Consider the following 17,169-nt stretch of genomic DNA (forward strand, 5'->3'; position numbering starts at 1 on the left):
ACACGATTTTGCCGTACGCCGATCACACCGGTCGTGTGCGCGAGGCCTTCACTCACGGTTGCCCGCCCTGCGAAGCCCCTCGCGCCGATGTGACCAACGTCCACCGCCGTCCGGCCCGCGTTCGTGACGATCGCGATACGCCCCTCTTCCTTGGGCCGGGTTGAGAAATTCCTAACAAAAATCCGAATTCTAATAAAGAGAAATATTTTGTCGGCGGTCCGTTGACCCCGGATTTGGGTGTTTCGTCTGAGACGACGCAAGGGATTGTGGCCGGAGCCGTCAGTCCGGCGCGGTCGGGACCGGCGTATTCTGCGCGACCGCCTTGGCCGGCGCGACCGTCGTGGAATTGCGGCCGCCATTGGCCAGGTTGCGGCGAAGCGATGGCGGCGCCGCTTGCAGGGCGAAGATGATCGCGATCTGGGTCCGGTTCTGAAGGCGGTATTTGCGCATGATGTTGCCGATATGCGCCCGCACCGTGTTCTCCGAGATCTTGAGCTCGTAGGCGATGTTCTTGTTCTGCATTCCGCGTGCGATCAGCATCATCAGGTCCCGCTCGCGTGGCGTTGGTGTGATCGAATGTTTGGGATCCGGACTCATAACTGCTCCTCCGTGGCCTTTGGTCGATGCGAACACCGCAGCATGTTCTCACTCCGTCTTGAGTGCCTCGATCGGGCTGAGCTTCGATGCCTTGTGGGCGGGATAAAAACCGAAGATCAGGCCGGTCGCGATCGAGAAGGCGAGGGCAAGGCCGATCGCCTGGCCGTCGATCGAGGTGATCCATCCTGCCATGCGAGCGACCGTCATCGAGAGCGTGACGCCGGCACCGACGCCGATCGCGCCGCCGAGCAGGCAGAGCACGAGCGCCTCGCAGAGAAACTGAAGACGGATGTCCCGCATCCGCCCGCCAAGCGCGCGGCGGATGCCGATTTCGCGCGTGCGCTCGGTGACCGACACGATCATGACGTTCATGATGCTGATGCCGCCAACGAGCAGCGAGACCGAGGCGATGGCGACGAGCAGGAGCGCGACGGTGCGGATCGCTCCCTGCTGCGCTTCCATGGCGGCGGCCGGATCCTGGACCTTGAAGTCGTCCTCCTGGCCAGCGGGAATACGGTGGCGCTGCCGCAGCAGGTTTTCGATCTCGGTTCGCGCCCCCGCCATCTGTCCGTCCGCGGCCACCTTGGCGATGATGTAGGCGACCGAATCCCGGTTGATGTTGCTTGCGCTGCCGAGGAAGCGCAACTTGGCCGTGGTCAGCGGCACGAAGGCGACGTCGTCCTGCGCCGGTCCCTTGCGATCGAGGACGCCGACCACTTCGAGCGGCACCTTCATGATCCTGATCTGGGCGCCGATCGGGTCCTCGCCGGGGGCGAACAGCTCCTGCGCCACCGTGCTGCCGAGGATCACGACCTTGCCGGCGCTTGCCTCCTCGGCGCCGGAAAAATAGCGCCCGGTCGCAAGCTGCCAGTCGCGGACCATGAAGTGCCCGGTCGTCGTCCCGTTGATGGTCGTGTTCCAGTTCTTGCTCTCGTGAATGACCTGCGCCGTTCCGGCAATCGAGCCGGCCGCTGCCTGGATCTCGGGGATCTGCTCGAGGATCGCCTGCACGTCGCTTTCGGTCATGGTCAGCTTGCTGCCATCCTTGAGACGCACGCCGCCCTGGTAGACCGCGCCGGGGTTGATCATCAGCACGTTGGCGCCGATCGAGCGGATCTGCTCCTGGAGGCGAAGCTGCGCGCCGGACCCGATCGCAAACACGGTCACGATGGAGGCAACGCCGATCACGATGCCGAGCATGGTGAGGATGCTGCGCAACGGATTGAGGCGCAAGGCGTGCAACGCGATCTGAAAGCCCTGGAGCATCGTCATGGTGCAGAACTCCGTTTCGGCAGGATCGGAGCCGGCGTTTCGTCAGCGACGAGCTCGCCGTCATGCAGGCGGATCGTACGTCGGCACTGGGTCGCGATCCCAAGATCATGCGTGATCATCACGATGGTCTGGCCGGAGCGGTTGAGCGCGGCGAACAGGGCCAGGATCTCGGCGCCGGTACGGCTGTCGAGCGCGCCGGTCGGCTCGTCGGCGAGCACGATCAGCGGGGAGGCGATCAGGGCGCGCGCGATCGCGACGCGCTGCTGCTCACCGCCCGAGAGCTGCCGCGGGAAGTGGTGGGCCCGATGCACCATGCCGACGGCCTCCAGGCTCTGCTCGGCGCGGGCCAGACGTTCCTTGCGGCCGATGCCGCAATAGACCAGCGGCAGCGCGACGTTCTCAATCGCATTGTGGCGCGCGAGCAGATTGTAGGACTGGAATACGAAGCCGATGCTGCGGGCGCGCAGGGACGACCGGCGATCTTCCGAGAGATCGGCAACGTCGGCTCCCTCGAGATAGAGCGCGCCCTCGCTCGGCAGGTCGAGCAGCCCTAGCATGTTCATCAGCGTCGATTTTCCCGAGCCGGACGGTCCCATCACCGCGACGATCTCGCCTCGTTCGATGTCGAAGCTGACATTGCGCACCGCGGCCACCGCCACTCCGTCGGCGCGATAGGTCCTGGAGACCGACTGCAGGCTGATGAGGGGCGGGTGGGCCGTCATGATCCGAACCTGATCCCGAGAAACTCCATGCCGGCCGGCCGGATGGCCTGACCCACGGCGACTTGACTGCCCTCGACGAGGTCTCCGCTCCTGAGCGCGACCTGTTCGGTGCCGGCCGCGCCGACGGTCACGGGAATACGCCGGAGTGAGCCGCTTGCGGTGCGCGCCCACACCCCGCTGCGCGCCGCGGCATCCGGCTGCGTGCCGGAGGGCTGGAAGCGCAACGCGGCAAGCGGCACTTTCAGCACGTCGTCCTGCCGCTCGATCACGATCTTCACCAGGGCGGTCATGCCGGGCAGCAACGCGCCGTCGAGATTGGAGGTCGCCAGGACGACGGTGTAGGTCACGACGTGCTGCTGGTTCTGCGGCGCCTTGCGCACCTGCCGCACCACCGCCTCGAAGCGGCGGTCCGGGTAGGCATCCACCGTGAAATGGGCGCGCTGGTCGGGGGCGATGCGCCCGATATCGGCTTCGTCGACCTGCGCGTGAATTTCCATGTCCTCCAGTCGGTGTGCGACCACGAACGTGGTGCGCGATTCCAGTCCGACCGCGAGCGTCTGGCCCTCGTTGACGAACCTGCCGACGACGACGCCATCGATCGGCGAGCGGATCACGGTGCGGTCGAGATCGGCCTGGGCTGCAGCGAGAACGGCCGCCTTCTCGGGCACGGCCATGCGTGCCTGCTGCAATTCCGCCTCGATCCGGCGGATATCGGCCTGCGCGCCCTCGACTGAGTAGGCGTTCAAGGACATGAGGACTTCGGCCTCGCGCTCTTGGGCAAGCCTCGCGGTGAACTCGGTCTGGGCGTCATCCACCGCCGTTACCGCCACGACGTTTTGCGACTGTAGAGCCAGCTTGCGCTGCAAGGTCTTCTGCGCCGACGCCTTGACCGCCTGCGCGCTGTCGAGCTTGGCCACGAGGACGTCTCTGCTGCCCCTGGCGTTTTGCAGATCGATCCTGGCGCGGTCGAGCTTGGCCCGCTCGATGTCGACAAAGGAGTTCGCCACCGCCACCGCCGCCCTGGCTTCGTCGACTTTGGCCGCAAAGCTGCGCGGATCGATCAGGGCGAGCGGCTGATCCTTCGTGACGGTGTCGTTGAAATCGACATAGACCCGGGCGAGCTGCCCGGACAGTTGGGAACCGACCTCGATCGTCTTGACCGGCTGCAGGGCGCCGGTGACGGTGATGGTCTGCTCGATACTGCCGCGCTGGATCGAGGCATAGCGGAATACGGGGGCGTCCGATCCGAAGGTCCGTGTTTCCCGCCCGCCCGGTCCGAGCAGCCGCTGGGTCGATTCATAGGCGCGGGCCGCCTTCTGCGCTGCGGCCCCGGCCGCGTCGCTGATCACGGCTGGCCGGGCGGCGTAGACCGCGGCGAGGCCACATGCAGTTCCGAGCAAGGCAATAACTGGCACAAATCGCATATCAAAAACCCGCCTCTTGAAATGGCATCGTTGGCGGCACGGAGAAAGATCGCGCTATGGTTGTAAATCTCAGAAAACGCAGTCGATCGTCAGTGTGTCGCTGCTGCCGGGGCGTCGGTCGGGTGCGCTTGATGATCCAGAAGTAAAGTCTGCGGGGTGCTATCTTTCGTGACTTGCCGGAAATGCATACGGAGCGTATCGATATGATGCGCGCGGTATCGAACTCGACAAGCTGACTGAACGTCCCGTCTGCTCTGGCCGAAGCGGCCAGCGCCTGGCGTTCAAGTCGGCACGTGGGTGGCGACGCCATGACGCAGCCGGCGATACCGAAGTTCCGACGCCAGATCGTCGCATTGTCGATATCGCGCCTCGCCATGAGGCCGCAGGTCGCGAAGGCGACTCCCCGCAATCACGAAACCCGATATGTGAACGCCTTCACTCGTCTTGAACGGGTGTTGGCCCTAAGACGTCGAAGCGGCGGATCGGAGCGACTCGCCCGGTCCCCGCGAATTCATCCAAGCACCTTGATCTCGCTTGCAAGAAGAATGGATGGCTCGTTGCTTGTTCATCGAGCCCCAAGCCGGGGAGCCCGTTGCCATGAGTTCAGGTCAAGCTACAGTTTATATCATTGACGACGAAATTCAGATTCGAACTGCGATAGGAAGTCTCTGCGAGGAGACCGGGCATCAGGTAAAATTGTTTGCATCGACGGACGAATTCGTCGCTGACAGTATTTCGAGCGGACCTTCATGCCTCGTGCTCGACGTCCGCTTTCCCGGCACCGCGCCGACCGGCCTCGAGCTTCAGCGTCGGCTCGCCGAGACCGGCGTGCTCATCCCGATCGTTTTCATCAGCGGCCATTCTGACGTCCGCGTCTCGGTCGAGGCCATGAAGCGCGGCGCAGTCGAGTTTCTTCCAAAACCCTTCCGCGAGCAGGAGATCCTCGATGCGATCAGGCATGGCATCGAGCGAGACCGCAGGCGGCTCGAACGCGAAGATAGCGTGCGCGAAGCGCGCCAGCGCGTCGAGACGCTGACGGCGAGGGAGCGCGAGATCATGCTGTTGATGGCCGAAGGTCTCGTCGCCAAGCAGATCGCGGCGAGGCTCGGAGTGAGCGAAGTGACCGCCAAGGTCCATCGCACCAGGATGATGCGAAAACTGGAGCTTCGCTCGCCGATCGAGGTGGTGCGGTTGGTCGACAGCATGGGACGCGAAGAAGAGACGGCACGAACCGGCACGGGACAACCTTACAGCTAGTGCCGTGGGCACCAAGGCATCGCGCAACGTCTAGTCCGTACCGATTAGCATGAACTGCAGTCTGTCGCACGCAGCACGATCGGTTCAAAGTCTGTCCTGCGATGTCGGCCTCCTCCAAGACGGCATCCGAACCCCAGTCAGAGATCTTAGCCAGAAAGGATATTCCATGCGCAAATTGTTTTTTGCTTCCGTTGCAGTGCTCGCCCTGTCCTCCGCCGCGCAGGCCGCCAACACCTCGACCACCGTGCAAGTGGGCGTCGTGAACGGTTCCAGCGTCTCGCAGCAGGGCCTCACCAACGACACCTCGTCGACCAGCCAGCTCGGCATCATCAACAGCGCGACCACGATGCAGGGCACCAGCGCGGCCTCGCTCAACAACGGCAGCACGGTCAACCAGATCGGCGTGCAGAACTCGGCGACGACCGGCCAGGTGGCGTTCGGCAACAACGGCAGCTCGATCACCCAGAACTCGTTCGGGCCTGCCCCGCTCCAGAACAACGCCGCCGCCGTCGGACAGCTCAGCGTGTTCGGCGTCAACGGCAGCACCGTCTCGCAGACGGCGCACTAAGCCAGCCCCGTTTGGCCGGACGCGTCAACTGCGGCGCGTCCGCGCCATCCTTGAAAGCACCGCCTCGGGCCGGACGACTCGGTGAGAGCTTGTCCGCCGACTTTCGCGGAGGAAATGTCATGCATCAAAAATATCTCGTTGCCACGATCGTCGCGTTCAGCTTGCTGAGGGTTGTCGATGCCCAGGCCGGCAACTCGGCCAGCGTGCTGCAATTCGGCACCACCAACAACTCCTTCATCTCGCAGAGTGGTGGCACCAATAACAGCGCCACCACGATGCAATTCGGCGCCACCAATACTGCGACCACGTTGCAGACGGGCTCGCTCCTCACGGTCAACACTTCGGTGATCGGGCAGGGCGGCACCACCGCGACGGCGACCAACACCGCATTACTCGGCCAGGCCGGGGGCTCCAATTCGAGCCTGATCGGCCAGATCGGCGCGAACAACGCGGCGGCGGTCGGACAGCTCGGAATCCTGAACGGCTCGACAATTTTGCAGCAGACTCCGTGATCGCAAATCCATTTTCAGTCGCGAGGCATGTTATGAGACATTTTTCCGGCGCCGCTTGTGGCGCATTCCTCACCTTGTGTTGCGTGGGCGCCGGATCGGCCGGTGCGCAGACCGCCGACATCAAGACCATCGTGTCGCTCGGCGGCCCGCCCGTCGTGCTGAACCAGAACAGCCAGCTCAACATGGCGGGCGTGTTCATGATCGGCGGTAGCACCAGCGCGACCGTCACTCAAAATGGCACGAACAACGCGACCGGAATCCTGCAATTCGGCGGGACGACGTCGGCATCGGTCGGGCAGGCGGGCGTGAACAATGTCGCGTTTGTCGGCCAGGCCGGCCAGTCCACCAGCAGCTTCCTGTCCCAGTTCGGTGCGTTCAACTCGGCGACTATTGTCCAGAATAGCCATTGAGCCGGGCGCGAGCTCGTCGTCAGAAATGTAATGGGGGCAAGCGATGAAATGCGCTAGGCTACTCCTGGCATTGGCGGCATTGTTCGCCGTCAGCGTCGCGTCCGAGGCATCCGCCGGATCCGTCCAGCGCGGCGTAACGAACCGGAACGTGAGCATCGAAACGGTCGTGCAGTTCGGCAACAATGTCCAGCCGGTCACGATCGAAGAGAACAGCCGCATCAATATCGCGCGTGTCATCCAGATCGGCGGCACGGGAACGGTCGATGCGACGATCATCCAGAACGGCACGCGAAATTATGTCGATGTGATCCAGGTGGGTGGCACCACCAATGTGGCGATCGGTCAGTCGGGCGTGAGCAACATTGCCGATATCACCCAGGTCGGCAATTCCACCAACGCCCTTCTGCTCCAGATCGGAGACATGAACACGGGAACGGTGCGACAATTCGGGCGCTTCAACTGGCTGTCTATATTTCAGTTCAGCCGGTGATCGAGAAGGCGAGGTGCAATATGAGGTTCATCGCGCTTGCAGCGGGAATGAGCATCATGATGGCAATGGCAGCGGGGCCGGCCGGAGCCGGCGAGTCAGGTGACGGCCACACGACCGTAGTTCAGGACGAGAACGGCACGTCCGTCATCACCCAGAGCGGCGATCCGGCGCAGGCCGAGGTCAAGATCGAGAAAGAGCCTGGGCGCACCACGGTCTATCGCCGCAGCGGTGGCAACACCGCCATCGTGACGCAGGGCACCGGAAATGCGCAGGACATGCTGGATTGGCTGCGCAAGCAGCAGGGCCGCTGACGCACGAAGGCCCACCGTCCGCGATGGACGATGGGCCAGATCGTGAGCGGGCGTTACCAGCTGCGATAGACGCCGGTCAGCGTGCCGTTGTTGTTGCCCTCCGGGCCGACATCGCCCTGCGTTGAGCTCGGCGCAGGATGGTTGGTGCCGTTGAGTGCACCGTATGGTCCAGCGACATCCGGATAGTACGCGCGGGGCTGAACCGGTTGGTAAGCGGGGGCGGTGCGGTCCCAGCCCGCGCGCGATCCGTTCCAATCATAGCCCTGGGCCGAGGCGGCCGTCGTGCCCGCGACGAGTGAAGCCGTGATCAGGCAGAGGAGTTTCGATTTGTTCTGCATTGGAGATGCTCCTTGCTTGTGTCGGGAGCCAACGACCGCAGTGCGGGAGCGTTCCGGGCGTTATCGGCCGAAGCGATCAACTCCGATCAACTGGTTATGAAGTCCGTCGTCCACGGAACAAGGCGACATCAGCCGCAATCCCGGGCGTCTTGCCGCAGCTTGTTCCCCGTTAATGCCGTGCCTTAACCAATAATTAATTATACGTTTGCGGGCGGGCGACAGCCCGGCCTAGCGTGCGGTGGGGAGCCGCTATCCGCGAAGCCAAACGAGTTGGTGCGTATCATGATGTCCAGATCATTTGGGGCGTTGCTCGCCTCGCTCAGCGCAGCCGCGCTGCTCCTTGCCCCCAGCGACAGTTTTGCCAGGCCCGGCGGCACCGTCGCGCATGCCGCCACGCCTTCCGGTTCGGCGGCGCGTCCGCCGATTGCGCCGGGCGCCAGGTTCCGTGGCCGCAATACGCCCTGGGTCTACTGGCCGGGCGGCGGCGGGTTCTACTACGACAATGCAGGTTACGGTCAGCCTTTCGCCGAGACCGCCCAACCCGTCTCGAACGACGTGCGCTACACCTATACGTACGACGTTCCCTGGGACTGGACGCATCGCTTCCCGCCGAACGTGGTGCCGTCGGACCGACCCTACGTGCCGAGCTGTCCGACGGAGCAGGTGACTGTGCCCGGCCGCGGCGGCGGCGAGCACACCGTCAACATCATGCGCTGCTACTGAGCTAGCCCAGCTCGAAACTGGTCACGCCGAAGACGCGGTCGATCCGCAGCGGCGCGATCGGTCCCGTGTACATCCGCGCCGTCTCGAACACCGGCTTCAGCCCTAGCGATTCCACGAGCGCAATCGCCTCGCGATTGACGGCGGGGGCGTCGAGGAAGATTTCGCCGCCGTTTGCGCTTTCCAGCAAGGCCTGCACGATCGCCTCCGCCGCCGCGCGGTCGTCGGCGACGAGCGGGCCGATCTTGCGGCCGGTGCGGCACGGCCGGATCACGCCCCAGGCGGCGAGCTTGCCGTCGCGCAGCAACGCGCGGCCGAGATGTCCTGAGGTGCCGATCCAGGCCCGCAGGAAGGCGCTGCGCGGAGCCGGGAACACCGTTGCATCGTCGGCTTCAACCAGCGCGAACGGGATCGTGTCGAGCGCAACGATTTCGGCGGGCGGCTTCGGTAGCGCGGCGACGATGCCGCCATAGCGGACATTGGCGTAAGCAAGCTGGAAACCGGACTTCCTGTAATTGTCCTGCTGCGCGACGACGCCGTCGAGGCCGATCACGCGATCGCCCGCATGCGCGATCGCCGCGTTCCAGATGCGCAGGCCGTGGCCTCTGTCGCGAAGATCCGATCGCACGATGTAGAAGCCGAGAAACGCGAAGCGATCGTCGCAATTGACGCAGGAGACGGTCGCGACCGGCTCGCCGTCGATCTCGCCGACGAAGAAGCCCTTCGCGTCCGGGATTGCGAAACAGGCGGCGTCGGAGAGGCCCGGATTCCAGCCCTCCGCCGCGGCCCACTCGACGGCCATGGCGATCTCCTCGGGGCGCAAATTGCGGATCTGCAAATCGCTCATCTTTCAAGTCGCTTTCGACGGTGGACCTTCCGGCCGGTCCGGCGGTAGAAGGCCTCATGATAGGCCGGGCCTGCGGCTCGCCTCACGATATCATAGAGGATGATCGGTCATGGCAGCAGAGATGGCAGCAGAGAAGGTCGCGCTCGTGACCGCCGGCGGCAGTGGCATGGGGGCAGGGGCTGCGCGCCGGCTCGCAGCCGACGGCTTTCGCATCGCCATCCTGTCCTCCTCCGGCAAGGGTGAGGCGCTGGCAGCCGAGCTCGGCGGATTGGGGGTCACCGGTTCCAACAAGTCGAACGACGATCTGAAGCGGCTTGTCGACGGCGCGATGGCCAAATGGGGACGCATCGACGTGCTCGTCAACAGCGCGGGCCATGGGCCCCGGGCGGCGATCACGGAGATCACCGACGAGCAATGGCACACCGGCCTCGATACCTATCTGCTCAACGTGATCCGTCCGACCCGGCTGGTGATGCCAATCATGCAAACGCAAAAGGGCGGCGCGATCATCAACATCTCGACCGCCTGGGCCTTCGAGCCGAGCGCGATGTTTCCGACGTCTGCCGTGTTCCGCGCTGGCCTTGCCGCCTTCACCAAGATCTTCACCGACACCCATGCCGCCGACAACATCCGCATGAACAATGTGCTGCCGGGCTGGATCGACAGCCTGCCGCAGCTGGATGCACGCCGCGACAGCGTGCCGATGCGGCGCTACGGCAAGGTCGAGGAGATCGCCGCGACGATCTCGTTCCTGGCGTCCGACGGCGCGGCCTACATCACGGGACAGAACATCCGCGTTGACGGCGGACTGACGCGTTCGGTCTGAGAGGCGGGGATTCGAATCGCGTTTCGCGCTGTTGTCGCGATGCGACATTGGCGTGCGTCGCGCGCCACGGATGTGGGATCACGCGTGGCTCCTCGGTCACACCAGCCCCGCGTTCGCGTGCCGCACGGCCCGCACTACGTCACAGTCCCTATGAACTTCGCCGCAGCCCAAGACGGCAAGCAGTCCACGCCCTATGCCCGATCTGCGCCGGACAACTTCCGCCCGCGCGCATTCGAAACGCGAGATCAATCGCGTGAGGCAAGGAGACTGGAATGAAGAAGATTTTGCTGGCGGCTGCCGCGGTTGTTGTGGGCTCCGCATCCGTGCAGGCGGCCGACCTCGCGGCGCACTACACCAAGGCGCCGATGATGGCGACGGCCTACAACTGGACCGGCTTTTACGTCGGCGGCAATGTCGGTGGGCAGTGGGGCAGCGCCGATCCGGCCACCTCGACCGCGTTCGCTCCCGCCGGCTATTTCGCGGACACCAGTGTTACTGCGATTGCGGCAGTCGGCGCCCAGCGGGTCAACAGCTCCAGCGTCACGGGCGGTCTTACCGCCGGGTACAATTGGCAGGTCAACAACGCCGTGCTCGGCCTTGAAGGCGACATCAACCATTTCGGCTTCAAGGGCAGTGCGACGGGTTCGGCGCTCTATCCCTGCTGCGCGCCGACCGGCTTCACCGTGTCGTCGTCGGTCTCGGCCGACTGGCTCGCCACTATCCGCGGCCGTATCGGCTTCCTCGCGGCTCCGACCTGGCTGCTCTACGCCACCGGCGGCGCGGCCATCGCCGAGGTGAAGGGCAATTTCAACTTCACCGACACGTTCGCCGCCGCGACCGAGTCGGCCGCGATCCGCGACACGCGGGTCGGCTGGACCGCAGGTGTGGGCACCGAATATGCCTTCGGCGGCGGCTGGTCGCTCAAGGCGGAATATCTCTACGTCGATCTCGGACGGAGCACCGTGACCAGCACCAATCTGCTTGGCGGCGCGTTTCCAACCAACGTCTTCACCCACTCGGTCGATCTCAAGTCGAACATCGTGCGCGTGGGCGTGAACTACAAGTTTGGCGGACCCGTCGTCGCCAGGTACTGAGCTTCATCCCGTTCCATCCTGGCGTGGAAAGCCCCGGCCTGGCCGGGGCTTTCCTGTTTTCGCGGGGCGCATCAGTGCGAAGCCACGAGGCGCGCCAACGCGGGCAGGATCTTGTAGCGGGCGATCTCGTGGGGATATTCGCCCCGATTGGCGAGCAGCACGATTCCGATCCGCTGCGCCGGCACGAGGCCGATATAGCCGGAGGCGTTGTTGAGGCCGCCGGGCTTGTCGACAACGGCGACGCCTGGAAGATGCACCGTCTCCCAGGCCATTCCTTGTCCGAACTTCTCGTCGACGCGGAAAATCTCGTGCTGCGTCATCCGCAATGCCTCCCGCAACTGCGGATCGATCGATCGGCCATCGACGCAGGCAGCAACGAATGTCGCGAGATCCCGCGGTGAGGAAAACATCTGGCCCGTGCCGGGGAAATCAAAATAGCTCTGCTGGTTGCCGATGGGGCCGATCGCCATGCCCTGATCCGAATAGCCCTGGACCGCGCGCTGCATCCAGGCCTCCTCCATGACGGCACGGCCGTCCTCGCCACGTTCGGGTACGGAGGTCGCATTCATGCCGATCGGCCTGAGGATGCGTTGTTCGAACAGAGTCGAGATCGGAGTGCCGTAACGGCGCTCGAGCACGAGCTGAAGCAGCACGTAGCCGGCGTGGCTGTAGACGCGCTGCTTGCCCGGTACCTCGCCGGCTTGCGGTCGCCAGCTGTTGAACATGTCGATGAGCTGCGCGCGGGAAAAAATGTCGCTCGGCCAGGGCGGATGGTCGGTCGGCAGCAGCATGCCTGAGGTGTGCGTGACGAGCTCGCCGACGGTGACGCGGCGGACATAGTCGCCGGTGAGCTCGGGGAGATATCTCGCCAGACGATCGTCGAGCCGCAGCTCGCCGCGGAGGGTGGCGAGCGCGACCAGTGTCGCCTCGAACGGCTTGCGCAGGGAACCGAGGTTGAACAGCGTGTCCGGCGTGACCGGCCTTCGCGTGGCGTCGTCGGCAAAGCCGTAGTTGAAGAACTCGAGATGGCTGCCGGCATAAAGCGCAGCGGCCAGACCGCCCGGCTGGTCCGGCGTCGCGGTCGGCGCCAGCTCGTTCGCAACTATGTCGCGCATCTGCGCGATCATGTCGGAATCCGCCGCGGCGCCGCGCGGCCAGGCAAGCGCGAGGGGAACGAGCGCAGCCCGGGCGAGCGCCCGTCGGGTGAGGTACGATGAGGTGACAACAGACGGCACGGCTCTGGCGCAGGATTCGATGCGCCCCCGGTCTCTTGTAGCGGGAAGGGCCGTGCCTCCCTATTCACGATTGCGCGTGGTGGGTTCCGCACGAATGGTTCGTCGCCTGGATGGAGCGAAGCGCAATCCGGGTTATCGCCTCACGGAGAGATTCCTGGATTACGCTTCGCTCCATCCAGGCTACCAGCCGGCAAAATTAACTTAGCTAATTGGCTAACAATTATTGACGCCGGGTGGCGACAGTCCTATAGTTAGCCTCATGGCTAACCAATTATCCCAACTCGATCAGGTTTTCGCGGCCCTTGCCGATCCCACCCGGCGGGCGATCGTGATGCGGCTCTGCGCAGGTGAAGCGTCGGTCGGCGAGCTTGCCGATCCTTTCGAGATGGCGCTGCCGAGCTTCATGAAACACATCCACGTGCTGGAGATGAGCGGTCTCCTCCTATCTGAGAAATCGGGGCGCGTGCGCACCTGCCGCCTCAGTCCTGACGCGCTCCTCACTGCGGAGGACTGGTTCCAGCATCAGCGCGCGATCTGGGAGGCGCGGCTTGATCGCTTCGAAGCCTATGTGATGAAGCTGAAGAAAGACAGGGCAGCTGCCAAGCGGCCGTCCAAGACAAGCAACAAGACGACCGGCAAGACAACCAAACGGAAAGGTTCCTGACGATGACGAATTCTGCCAATCCCGCTTTGTCGCAATGGTCGCTCGACCGCGAGATCGTGATGTCGCGCGTGATCGACGCGCCGCGCGATCTGGTGTTCGAAGCGTGGTCCGACCCCAAGCACCTGCCGCAATGGTTCGGGCCGAAGGGTTTCAAGCTCGAGACCTTCGAGATCGACGTGCGGGTTGGCGGCGTCTGGCGCTTCAACATGATCGGCCCGGACGGCACGGTCTACCCGAACCGCATGCGCTTTCGCCGCATCGAACGGCCGTCGCTGATGGAGATGGACCATGGCGCCGACCAGGACGAGGATCCCGGACTGTTCCGTTTCACAATCACCTTCGCCGAACAGAGCAACGGCAAGACGGTTCTGATGATGCGGCAGCTGGCGTCGAGCACGGCGCAGCGCGACGGCATGATCAGCTTCGGTGCCGTCGAATACGGCTACCAGACGCTCGACAAGCTCGCGGCCTATGTGGGTGGGATGAAGAGGTAGGGCGAGCAGCCACCTTCCTCCTTCATGCCGAGGAGGCCGCGGAGCGGCCGCCTCGAAGCACGAGGACCATCGGTGAGGCCTTTATTCTTCAAGGCGCGCGCCCCTCAGGGTGAGGGGCGCCTCATTCCTTCGCCTCGTCCGTGACGATGTCGCCGAGTTTCTGCCAGCGCTGGCCGTCGAACTGCACCATCTGGAACTGCTTGTTGACGCGGTAGTCGGTCGGCGTCGTCGTCACCGAGATGCCCGGCAGCGTCAGGTCGAGTGTGATGTTGTTCAGGCTGGCGGCCTGGCGCATCACGTTCTCGCGCGTGAGATCGTCGCCGCATTGCTTCAGCACCTGCACCAGCAGCTGCGCGGTGATATAGCCGTAGACGTTCAGGTTCGAATCCTTGTCGCCCTCCGGATAGTACTTGGCCATAAAGGCGAGATATCGCTTCATGCCGGGATCGTCCTTCCATTCCGGATCGGCCGAATCCTTGACATATCCGACGCTGACGACGCCCTTGGCGTTATCGAGTCCGGCGGGTTTCAGCACCGCGCTGACCGAGGAGGCGTTGATGTCGATGATGTGCAGCGGCTTCCAGCCGATCTCGGCGACCTTCTTGATCGCCTGCGCGGCCTGTTTCGGCGTCGTGGCGCTGAACAGCACGTCGGCACCTGCATCCTTCAACCGCAGGATCTGCGAGTCGATGGTCGGCTCGGTGATCTCGTAGGACGTCTCGGCCACGATCATCTTCGCCTTGTCACCGAGACCTGCCTTGAAGCCGGCGAGGTAATCCTTGCCGAGATCGTCGTTCTGATAGAGCACGCCGACCTTGGCGTTCGGATGGTTCTTCAGAATATATTGCGCGTAGATCCGGCCCTCGACGAGGTAGGACGGGTTGAAGCCCATGGTCCAGGGGAAGTTCTTCGGATCGGTGAAACGCGCCGCGCCCGTTGCCGCGAAGAGCTGCGGGACCTTCTTGGCGTTGAGATATTTTTGCACGGCGACATTCGGCGCCGTGCCGATGATCTGGAAGGTCAGCAGCACCTCGTCGCTTTCGACCAGCTTGCGGGTCTGCTCAACCGTCTTCGGAGGCGAATAGGCATCGTCATACTGGATCAGATTGACCTTGCGGCCGTTGACGCCGCCCTGGTCGTTGATCATCTTCATGTAGGCGGCCTGGGTCTTGCCGATGACGGCATAGGCCGAGGCCGGCCCGCTGAGCGGGACGGTCTGGCCGACCTTGATTTCGGTGTCGGAAGCGCCGGGATCGTATTTCTTCTGCGCCTGTGCTCCCGGGATCGATAGCGCGAGAGCGATCGCGGCTGCCGCGACATGTCTGAAAAACATGCTTTTCATTTCCATTCCCTGTTCCGACTGTCACTCGCCCTTGAGGCCGGCCTCGCGGATCAGCCCGGTCCACTTTTTTGTTTCGTTGTCGATGAACTGGCCGAATTCGGCCGCGCTGCCGGCGCGCACTTCGAGGCCTTGGGCGGTCAGCTTGTCCTTGATCGCCGGCTCGGCCAGCGCGCGCAACACTTCGGCCTGCAGCTTGTCGACGATGGCCCGCGGCGTCGTCGAAGGCGCCATGAAGCCGTACCAGCCGGCCGCAGCCACGTTGGGAAAACCCTGCTCACGCAGGGTCGGCGCCTGCGGGTAGAGCGCGCTGCGTTCGGCCGATGCAACGCCGAGCACAATGAACTTGCCGCTCTGGATGTAAGGCAGTGCGGTCGGCAGCGCCGTCAGCGTGGCATCGACGCGGCCGGCGAGCAGCTCGGTGTAGGACGCGGCATCGCCACGGAAGGGGATGTTGAGCCCCTTGACACCGGCATCCCTGAACAGGAGTTCGCCGGCAAGATGCGGCTGCGAGCCGGCGCCGGGCGAGGCGAAGGTCAGGCCATCCGGCTTCGATTTGCCGTAGGCGATCAATTCGGGAAGCGTCTTGAACGGCGCGTCCGCGCTGATGATCAGGAACAGCGGCGCGATCACCGCCATCGCGACGGGCTGCAGATCCTTGCGCTCATAGGTCAGCTTGCCGAACAGCGCTTCGGCGGTGGCGTAGGGGGCCGCGACATAGAGGAGTGTGTAGCCATCGCCCGGCGCATGCGCGACCGTGTCGTTGGCGATGCGCGTGCCGGCGCCCGGCTTGTTTTCGACGATAAACTGCTGGTGCAGGTTGCGGCCGAACTCTTCGGCCAGCAGCCGCAGCGAGATGTCGTTGGAGCCGCCGGGCCCATAAGGCGAGATCAGCCGCACCATACGCGACGGCCAGGCGTCCTCAGCGCGTGCGGAGAATGGAAGTCCGGATAGCGACAGGGCGATGGTGCCCAGGAATGTTCGCCGTGTGACGGTCATGATGGCCTCCCGGTGGCGGAGCGCCGATTGTCTTGTTCATCGCCTGGCGCTCTTCTTGTTTTGCTTTTGTGTTTCGGTCGCCGGCGCCGCCCAAATCATGGTGCGGATGCTGTCGGCAAGAGCTGCAATGCGCGGGCCGATCTCGCCCTCCAGCTGGCCGGGCTGGAGCCGGAATGCGGGAATGCCGCAATTGATCGAAAAGGCCTGCTTCGCCTCACGCGCATGAAACAGCGGCGCCGCGACGGCATGGATCGAGGCGATGTATTCGCCGAAGCAGGTGCAGAAGCCGCGGCTGGCGCATTGTGTGAGGCCGGCGCGATAGGTCTCGCGGAACGCCGACCACAGCTCGGTATCCTCGCTTGCAATGCGCTCTTCGAGCTGCGCGGCATCGGCCTGCGGCAGGGTCGCCGCCGCGGCACGGCCCATCGCCGTCATCACCACGGAAATGGGCATGCCGATGTCGGGGACGTGCGGGCCGACGTCGCCGGAGCGCGCGGTCTCGACATAGATCATGGAGGTCGCATCGAGCAGGCCGATCGAGACCGTGCCGCGCACGCTTTGTGCCAGCTCCTGCATCATCGGACGCGCGACCTGGCGGAACTGCATGTCGGCGAGCAGCGGATGCGCCATGCGAAGTGCACGCGCGCCGACGCGATATTTGGCGCGTTCAGCATCGTAGCGGAGGTAGCCGAGCTCGGCGAGCGTATGCGTCAGCCGCGCCACGGTCGGGCGCGGTATCCCGGTCAGCGTCGACAGCTCCATGTTGCCGAGCTGCGTCGCCCCCGCCTTGAACGCCTCGAGCACCACGAGGCCTTTTGCGAGCGTGGTCGCGAACGCTGCGTCGTGGACGCTGTCCGCCAGCACGGCGGCGGCGGACGAGGAGGCGCGGATCGGTTTGGACGCGGTTTTGGCCATGCAGGCTTTTAATGAACCTGGTCCCCTGTTGTCCAATAGATTCAGAAAATGGACCTTTATGTCCACTATCCGGACGTGCGGCCGCTTGGCCGAGGGGAATAAAATGTGCGCGAAGAGCTCCGCCGCACACAGATT

General features: G+C 64.2%; 21 protein-coding genes. 11 read left to right on the top strand and 10 right to left on the bottom strand.

The window, feature by feature from the left end; translation table 11 throughout:
* Positions 1 to 279: 279 nt before the first annotated feature.
* The 4 genes from AC0L3J_RS31840 to AC0L3J_RS31855 are packed head-to-tail and all read right to left on the bottom strand — an operon-like array spanning position 280 to position 4,015.
* Positions 280 to 597 (bottom strand): response regulator transcription factor, encoded by a 318-nt coding sequence (locus AC0L3J_RS31840; RefSeq protein WP_473349677.1) that lies wholly within the window; start codon positions 595 to 597, stop codon positions 280 to 282.
* Between the two features lie 48 nt (positions 598 to 645).
* Entirely contained in the window at positions 646 to 1,869 is a 1,224-nt protein-coding gene (locus AC0L3J_RS31845) for an ABC transporter permease (RefSeq protein ID WP_473349678.1), read from the bottom strand.
* Positions 1,866 to 2,591: an ABC transporter ATP-binding protein gene (locus tag AC0L3J_RS31850; RefSeq protein ID WP_473349679.1), complete on the bottom strand. Its 726-nt coding sequence runs from the start codon at positions 2,589 to 2,591 to the stop codon at positions 1,866 to 1,868. The genes AC0L3J_RS31845 and AC0L3J_RS31850 overlap by 4 nt, the downstream gene beginning before the upstream one ends.
* Positions 2,588 to 4,015, bottom strand: coding sequence for an efflux RND transporter periplasmic adaptor subunit (locus tag AC0L3J_RS31855; RefSeq protein ID WP_473349680.1), 1,428 nt, complete (start codon positions 4,013 to 4,015; stop codon positions 2,588 to 2,590). Before AC0L3J_RS31855 ends, AC0L3J_RS31850 begins: the two co-directional genes overlap by 4 nt.
* Positions 4,016 to 4,612: 597 nt before the next feature.
* Between AC0L3J_RS31855 and AC0L3J_RS31860 the strand changes: the two genes are divergently transcribed.
* The 6 genes from AC0L3J_RS31860 to AC0L3J_RS31885 all read left to right on the top strand — a co-directional run bounded on the left by AC0L3J_RS31860 (position 4,613) and on the right by AC0L3J_RS31885 (position 7,563).
* Complete coding sequence (locus AC0L3J_RS31860) at positions 4,613 to 5,272, top strand: response regulator transcription factor (protein ID WP_456769492.1); 660 nt, start codon at positions 4,613 to 4,615, stop codon at positions 5,270 to 5,272.
* 166 nt (positions 5,273 to 5,438) lie between these two features.
* Complete coding sequence (locus tag AC0L3J_RS31865) at positions 5,439 to 5,840, top strand: curlin subunit CsgB (protein WP_473349681.1); 402 nt, start codon at positions 5,439 to 5,441, stop codon at positions 5,838 to 5,840.
* Positions 5,841 to 5,959: 119 nt separating this feature from the next.
* The gene (locus AC0L3J_RS31870; protein ID WP_473349682.1) at positions 5,960 to 6,352 is read left to right on the top strand and encodes a curlin; all 393 of its coding nucleotides are present in this window, start codon (positions 5,960 to 5,962) and stop codon (positions 6,350 to 6,352) included.
* 32 nt (positions 6,353 to 6,384) lie between these two features.
* Positions 6,385 to 6,762 carry a curlin gene (locus tag AC0L3J_RS31875; protein ID WP_473349683.1) on the top strand — a complete coding sequence of 126 codons (378 nt, stop codon included), beginning with the start codon at positions 6,385 to 6,387 and terminating at the stop codon, positions 6,760 to 6,762.
* Positions 6,763 to 6,910: 148 nt separating this feature from the next.
* On the top strand, positions 6,911 to 7,252 hold the full coding sequence (locus AC0L3J_RS31880; protein ID WP_456769496.1) for a curlin: 342 nt from the start codon (positions 6,911 to 6,913) through the stop codon (positions 7,250 to 7,252).
* Positions 7,253 to 7,272: 20 nt separating this feature from the next.
* The gene (locus AC0L3J_RS31885; protein ID WP_247462783.1) at positions 7,273 to 7,563 is read left to right on the top strand and encodes a hypothetical protein; all 291 of its coding nucleotides are present in this window, start codon (positions 7,273 to 7,275) and stop codon (positions 7,561 to 7,563) included.
* 53 nt (positions 7,564 to 7,616) lie between these two features.
* Here AC0L3J_RS31885 and AC0L3J_RS31890 read toward each other — a convergent pair whose 3' ends face one another.
* A complete protein-coding gene (locus AC0L3J_RS31890) occupies positions 7,617 to 7,901 on the bottom strand; it encodes a hypothetical protein (RefSeq protein ID WP_377830111.1) in 285 nt (94 codons plus the stop codon).
* Positions 7,902 to 8,183: 282 nt separating this feature from the next.
* On the opposite strand from AC0L3J_RS31890, the gene AC0L3J_RS31895 reads away from it, so the two are divergent.
* Entirely contained in the window at positions 8,184 to 8,624 is a 441-nt protein-coding gene (locus AC0L3J_RS31895) for a hypothetical protein (protein ID WP_473349684.1), read from the top strand.
* Position 8,625: 1 nt separating this feature from the next.
* Here AC0L3J_RS31895 and AC0L3J_RS31900 read toward each other — a convergent pair whose 3' ends face one another.
* On the bottom strand, positions 8,626 to 9,468 hold the full coding sequence (locus AC0L3J_RS31900) for a GNAT family N-acetyltransferase (protein ID WP_473349685.1): 843 nt from the start codon (positions 9,466 to 9,468) through the stop codon (positions 8,626 to 8,628).
* 121 nt (positions 9,469 to 9,589) lie between these two features.
* On the opposite strand from AC0L3J_RS31900, the gene AC0L3J_RS31905 reads away from it, so the two are divergent.
* Together AC0L3J_RS31905 and AC0L3J_RS31910 are read left to right on the top strand one after the other, a co-directional pair.
* Positions 9,590 to 10,294 carry an SDR family oxidoreductase gene (locus tag AC0L3J_RS31905; protein ID WP_473349735.1) on the top strand — a complete coding sequence of 235 codons (705 nt, stop codon included), beginning with the start codon at positions 9,590 to 9,592 and terminating at the stop codon, positions 10,292 to 10,294.
* Positions 10,295 to 10,566: 272 nt separating this feature from the next.
* On the top strand, positions 10,567 to 11,388 hold the full coding sequence (locus AC0L3J_RS31910; protein ID WP_473349686.1) for an outer membrane protein: 822 nt from the start codon (positions 10,567 to 10,569) through the stop codon (positions 11,386 to 11,388).
* A gap of 71 nt (positions 11,389 to 11,459) precedes the next feature.
* Here AC0L3J_RS31910 and AC0L3J_RS31915 read toward each other — a convergent pair whose 3' ends face one another.
* A complete protein-coding gene (locus tag AC0L3J_RS31915; protein WP_473349687.1) occupies positions 11,460 to 12,623 on the bottom strand; it encodes a serine hydrolase in 1,164 nt (387 codons plus the stop codon).
* A 259-nt stretch (positions 12,624 to 12,882) separates the two neighbouring features.
* Here AC0L3J_RS31915 and AC0L3J_RS31920 point away from each other — a divergent pair, with 259 nt between their 5' ends.
* Positions 12,883 to 13,287: an ArsR/SmtB family transcription factor gene (locus AC0L3J_RS31920; protein ID WP_473349736.1), complete on the top strand. Its 405-nt coding sequence runs from the start codon at positions 12,883 to 12,885 to the stop codon at positions 13,285 to 13,287.
* A 2-nt stretch (positions 13,288 to 13,289) separates the two neighbouring features.
* On the top strand, positions 13,290 to 13,781 hold the full coding sequence (locus AC0L3J_RS31925) for an SRPBCC family protein (RefSeq protein WP_473349688.1): 492 nt from the start codon (positions 13,290 to 13,292) through the stop codon (positions 13,779 to 13,781).
* A 121-nt stretch (positions 13,782 to 13,902) separates the two neighbouring features.
* Here AC0L3J_RS31925 and AC0L3J_RS31930 read toward each other — a convergent pair whose 3' ends face one another.
* From AC0L3J_RS31930 to AC0L3J_RS31940, 3 genes are read right to left on the bottom strand one after another with little or no spacing between them, the layout of a single operon-like run.
* The gene (locus tag AC0L3J_RS31930) at positions 13,903 to 15,114 is read right to left on the bottom strand and encodes an ABC transporter substrate-binding protein (protein WP_473349689.1); all 1,212 of its coding nucleotides are present in this window, start codon (positions 15,112 to 15,114) and stop codon (positions 13,903 to 13,905) included.
* Positions 15,115 to 15,144: 30 nt separating this feature from the next.
* A complete protein-coding gene (locus tag AC0L3J_RS31935) occupies positions 15,145 to 16,119 on the bottom strand; it encodes a Bug family tripartite tricarboxylate transporter substrate binding protein (RefSeq protein ID WP_473349690.1) in 975 nt (324 codons plus the stop codon).
* A 36-nt stretch (positions 16,120 to 16,155) separates the two neighbouring features.
* Entirely contained in the window at positions 16,156 to 17,034 is an 879-nt protein-coding gene (locus tag AC0L3J_RS31940) for an IclR family transcriptional regulator (RefSeq protein WP_473349691.1), read from the bottom strand.
* Positions 17,035 to 17,169: the final 135 nt, after the last annotated feature.

Source organism: Bradyrhizobium sp. Kon37, from assembly GCF_055807535.1.